Genomic DNA, 5,365 nt, shown 5'->3' with positions numbered 1-5,365 from the left:
AGACGGAAGCTGGATAAAGAAGATCGTATTCAATTTCCCTGTGCCTGTTGATGGCGAGGAAGTGAAAGAACTTCCCTTGGAAACTGAAACAACTGTCGAGACAGCAGACGTACTACAGAAGAATTATGCCCAACAAATATAAGGGACATGTTTCTTTCTTTGGCGATTTGCGAAAGCAATTCCAAAATGGCCCGCTGCGTGAGAATATCTAAAGCGCTGGTCGGTTCATCCAGCAAAATCACTTCCGGATTCAATGCTAATGCCCTGGCGATGACGACTCGCTGCAGTTGCCCACCGGATAGTTGATGCGGCAACCTGTCAAGAAATGTTTCATCTAATTCAACATGTTTTAAAAGGGCAACAGCCTGCTCTCTTCCATCCCCTTCCAGTCCTCCGAAACTGCGAAGGCTTTCCAGCAAATAAGTCTGAATCGTCATATACGGGCTGAATGTTGACATGGGATTCTGAAATACCATTTGGACTTTTCTATGATAATCCCGCAGGCTTTTCCGGGAATCAAAATCTAATGTCTGCCCACGAAACTGAACCGTTCCCGCAGCCGGAGTTTCCAGTCCGGCCAGAATACGCAATAATGTACTTTTTCCACATCCGCTGAGACCGATGATGCCAATCGATTCTCCGAAATGAACCTTTACGGAAACACCTTTCAATGCCTCTAAACGGTCTCTTCCTTTACCGTAAATCTGCCGTAACTCCCGTGTTTCCAAAAGAATATTGTCATTCAATAAGACGCGCCTCCTCCATCGTGGGCATAGATCGGATCAGTTCCTTTGTATAATCGTTGGAAGGATGGTGTAAAACCGTTTGGGTATCTCCTGATTCCACAATTTTTCCGCTATACATCACGCTAACAGTATCAGCCAGCGTTTCTGCAACTTTCATATTGTGCGTCACCATCAGTATGGCTGTACCGGTATTCTTATTCAAAACTTTTAATTCGCCCAGGATTTTTGCCTGTGTAACAATATCCAGCGCGCTGGTCGGTTCGTCTGCCAGAAGCAGTTTCGGTTTTGTCAGCATCGCCATTGCGATTGAACTGCGCTGTAACATTCCGCCAGACAGCTCAAACGGATACAGTTTTAGCAGGCGTTCCGGATCATCCAGCCTCATTTCCCGCAAGGCTCGGGCAGAAACCTCCAGACATATTTCCTTTTTCATTGCAGGATTCCTGTACTGCAAAAATTCCACAAACTGATCCCCAACTGTCATCAGAGAATCAAAATAGGATTCCGGATTCTGGAAAACCAGGGCGATGCGGCTTCCTAACAACTGCCGCCGTTTCTTTTCATCCAGCGCCAGCAGATCTGTATTGTCAAACACAATCGTACCGGCAGTAATATGAACCGCTTTGGAAGAAATCCCCGCTATTGCGTGAAGTATGGTGGATTTTCCGCTCCCGGTCCCTCCTACCAGGCAATGAATCTCACCTTCGTCAACGCGCAGCGAAACACCTTTAACGGTGGGTTTGTTTCCGTATGAAATTGACAGATTGGTAATATCAAGCAGTTTCTTCATAAGTATTATGACAGCCTTTTTAAAAAGGCCATACCCGGTTAAAAGTATGGCCTTTCGGATTGCATTTTTTACATCGTAGTGTCCTTACTGATCAGATAATAATCCAAAGGATACTTTTTCAGATTCTTAACGCTGTTTTTGGTTACGATAATCGTCTTACCGGATACCAGGAACAGATCCGGGTTATCCTGCAACAGGATCTTCTGGGCTTCCGTTTCCAGCTCGACGCGTTTGGCTGCGTCAAACTCACCTGCCAGTCTGACAATAACGGCATCGTATTCCGGATTGGAGTATTTGCCGTAGTTGTCCGCGCCTTTGGTGGAGAAGTTCTGCTCCAAAATACGCTGACCGTCACCGGTAACAGCGGTAATATAGCTGTTCAGAGACATATCAAATTTGCCCTCTTCCAGATTTTTCTGGGTATCGTCCATCTGGCGGATATTGATTTTGATACCGGCTTTGGCAAGCTGGGCCTGCAGGGCTTCCGGAATTGCCGTCTTCTTGAAAATCTGCAGATTCAGTTCAAAAGGCTTTCCGTCTTTCTCAATGACGCCGTCGCCGTTAGTATCCTTAAAGCCTTCCTGAGCCAGCAGTTTCTTGGCTTCTTCCAGGTTAAAGGTCTGTTTGTTCAGTTTATCAAAACCTATGCCGGCAGCTTTTGGGAATACAGTGCCGCAGGGTTCACCGTTGAACAGCTTCGCCATAGCGTCGCGATCCACTGCCATAGCCATGGCTTTACGGACATTGGCGTTCGCGAGGAAGGGGTGTTTTAGGTTCAGGAAAGCGAATTCAAGCCGCAGGGAAGGAACTTCCAGAGTGTTGAATTCACTCTTGCCTTTGAACAGGTCGGCACCTGCTTTGTCCAGTTTCTGTGCAATATCAATTTCGCCGGACTGCAGCGCCATCGCGCGGGTGTTATCGTCTTTAATCAGTTTCACGGTAATGGAATCCAGTCCCGGCTTGCCACCCCAGTAATAGGGGTTTGCTTTTAATTCGATCACTTCGCCTGATTTAAAGGACGTAACCATGTAGGGAGCAGTGGTTACCGGAGTTTTGGCTATCTCTTCCGCCGGTTTGGAAGTATCGATGATGGTAAACAGCGGCTCAGAAAGGTTATACATCAGGGCGCCGTAAGGGGCTTTTGTCTTATAGATGATGTTTTCACCGTCAACTTTAATGGAATCCAGGTTCGCGTTGGCCGCCGCCCGTTTGTCCTTGCCTACGGCGCGCTCAATGGTCTTCTTTACATCTTCCGGGGTCATTTCCTTGCCATTGCTGAATTTAACACCTTTACGGATGTGAATCTTCCAGGTCACCGGATCCACCTGTTCCCATTTGTCAGCCAGCACAGGGGCCAGCTTCATATTTTCATCAATGGTCGTCAGGCATTCGGAAGCGCCTGCACGGGCCAGGCTCCAGGCATTCCAGCCTTCTGCGGGTTCCAGGCTTTTATCCAACCAGAACAGGGCAATGTTCATATGCTTTGCCGCTGTTTTTTCCGTTTTGGCCGGAGCCGGTTTTTCCTCTTTTTTGTCCCCTCCGCCGCAGCCTGCAATCATGAGGACTGCCGCAAGCAGCGACAACACACACAGCAAAACCTTTTTCATTTGTTTTCCTCCTTTAATAAATATATAACTTATCTTTTATCAGGTCTCCTTGGGGTCAAGGATATCCTGTAAACGATCGCCTAATAGATTAAACATAATCACATGGATAAAAATCAGAAACCCCGGGTAAAACAAAAGCCAGGGCGCCCGCTGCATAAACTGCTTGCCTTCACTCAGCATATAACCCCATTCAGGAGTGGGCGGCTGCGCCCCCAGACCTAACAGGGACAAGGAAGAAAGCAACAGCAGTTTATCGCCAAAGTCCTGGGTAGCAACAACGATAATATGAGGAAATACATTGGGCAGAACATACTTGAATAAGATACGTACGGATCTGACGCCCCCCATATGCGCCTGTTTTATAAAATTGCTTTCCCTGAATTCCAGCACCAGGGAATGGGAAATCCGCGCATAGGTGATCCAGCTCACCGACATAATGGCAATCGTCGTCGTAACAATGCCGTTGCCGAAAATGCTGACCATAACAAGAACCAGAACCATGGACGGAATAGCAAGAACAACGTCAAGAAAACGCATGAAGATCTGTTCTGCAGCCCCGCCTGCCAGGGCCGCCATAATTCCCACAGTTGTACCTGCAAGAGAGATAAAAACTACAATACCGATCGTCATTAGCAGGGATGACTTCCCGCCATATAAGAGCCGTGACAGAAAACAGCGGCCAAGCTGATCCGTTCCCAGGGGATATTGCCCCGATGAATCCAGGAGCGCATGATCTGCATGAATCTCAATCGGACTATTGGGAGCGAACTGAGGCGCAAACAGGAAGAACACCACCAAAAGGATGTTAAGCGTCAGTAACAGGCAGAATATTTTGTTCTCTGTAATTTTCTTTATCCAGATATTCATACTGCTTTTTCTGTTAACCGGACTTTAGGGTTGATCAGGCATACCAGCATATCGGCTGCCAGATTTACAAATGTATAAATGATAGCCATCCAAACAACATACGCCTGCAGAACCACATAATCACGGTAGGCCACTGCTTCCAAAGCCACACTTCCTATACCCTGCCAGCCGAATATGACCTCAACAACCATGGAACCGCCAAGCAAATCGCCAATAGACAGGCCCAGCATCACAAGAATACTAATGGACGCGTTTGGAATAATATGGCGAAGATAGATTCTTGTATTGGAATATCCCCTGGCCTTCAAACCGGTAACATAATCTTTATTGATCTCCGCCACAATACCGGAACGGATCCGTCTGCAATATAGGGCAATCATCCAAATCGCAAGCGATGTTGCAGGCAAAACCAGATGCTTAAAATCGCCGCTTCCCATTACAGGCAAAAGGCGTAATCGCACTCCCATCCAGTACATCAATAATAGTCCCAGCCAAAATGTGGGCATGGCCGTACCCCAAAAAGAGAAAAGGCGTATCGCGTAATCAATCCACCTGTTACGGCAGACCGCTGCCAATATCCCCAACGGGTAAGCAAAAACAAGCATAATCAACACTGCTGAAAACGTCAGCAATACTGTGTTCGGAAGTTTGCTCTTCATGATTTCAGCTACCGGCTGATTTGTATCGTAGGACGAGCCCCAGTCGCCCCGCAGTGCCTTAGTAAGCCAGTTCGAATACTGTTGAACAAAGCCCTTGTCCAGGCCTAATGCAGCTTTTTCCTGGGCAATGACTTCAGCCGGCGGCATCTCTCCCCGTTTTGCATATTTCATAGTAATGGGATCCGATGGAGCCATATATAAAAGGGCAAAAGAAAACACTGATACGATAAAAACAACAGGAACAAGAGCAATAACCCGTCTAAAAAAATACCGTAACATCTTTTTTCCCGCTCCTTCACAGACTCCTAAATATTAATATTTTATATTTAATAATATCATTTCCTATTAAATGAGTCAACCTAAATTATCTTCATTATTGACAGATTAACCCCTTTTACAGAATTGCGCAATAAAAAAACTATACAAAAAAAGCCGCAGAAAAATCTACGGCTATAAGAAAAAATACTGTGTTAAAGTTGCTTTTACTGATTCACCTGCGTCCGCAGCTGGATTGCTTCTGCAATATGCGCCGCTTGGATATCGTCGCTGCCGGCCAGGTCCGCAATGGTACGGGCCACTTTCAGAATCCGGTCGTAGCTGCGGGCGCTGAGTCCCAATTTGCAGAAGGCGTTTTCCATCAACGTGTTGCAAGATGCATCCAATTTGCAGAACCGTTCCACCTGCCGGTGATTCATG

5 protein-coding genes and 1 pseudogene are annotated in these 5,365 nt (G+C 46.7%); all 6 read right to left on the bottom strand.

Annotated features, from left to right (window positions below):
- Positions 1-29: 29 nt before the first annotated feature.
- Complete coding sequence (locus QZV31_RS12835) at positions 30-746, bottom strand: dipeptide/oligopeptide/nickel ABC transporter ATP-binding protein (RefSeq protein WP_295361392.1); 717 nt, start codon at positions 744-746, stop codon at positions 30-32.
- Positions 739-1,536: an ABC transporter ATP-binding protein gene (locus tag QZV31_RS12830; RefSeq protein WP_295361390.1), complete on the bottom strand. Its 798-nt coding sequence runs from the start codon at positions 1,534-1,536 to the stop codon at positions 739-741. Before QZV31_RS12830 ends, QZV31_RS12835 begins: the two co-directional genes overlap by 8 nt.
- A 68-nt stretch (positions 1,537-1,604) precedes the next feature.
- Positions 1,605-3,143 carry an ABC transporter substrate-binding protein gene (locus QZV31_RS12825; protein WP_295361387.1) on the bottom strand — a complete coding sequence of 513 codons (1,539 nt, stop codon included), beginning with the start codon at positions 3,141-3,143 and terminating at the stop codon, positions 1,605-1,607.
- Between the two features lie 39 nt (positions 3,144-3,182).
- Positions 3,183-4,010 (bottom strand): ABC transporter permease subunit, encoded by an 828-nt coding sequence (locus QZV31_RS12820; protein ID WP_295361385.1) that lies wholly within the window; start codon positions 4,008-4,010, stop codon positions 3,183-3,185.
- Positions 4,007-4,948, bottom strand: a complete 942-nt coding sequence (locus QZV31_RS12815) for an ABC transporter permease (RefSeq protein ID WP_295361382.1) — start codon at positions 4,946-4,948, stop codon at positions 4,007-4,009. The genes QZV31_RS12820 and QZV31_RS12815 overlap by 4 nt, the downstream gene beginning before the upstream one ends.
- 203 nt (positions 4,949-5,151) lie before the next feature.
- Positions 5,152-5,365 (bottom strand): annotated as a pseudogene (locus tag QZV31_RS12810) (hypothetical protein); the annotation flags it as partial.

The sequence above is a fragment of the uncultured Succiniclasticum sp. genome, assembly GCF_902793885.1.
Taxonomy (GTDB): domain Bacteria; phylum Bacillota; class Negativicutes; order Acidaminococcales; family Acidaminococcaceae; genus Succiniclasticum.
The sequence above is the reverse complement of the archived record's forward strand: the minus strand, read 5'-3'. Positions and strand labels throughout refer to the sequence as shown.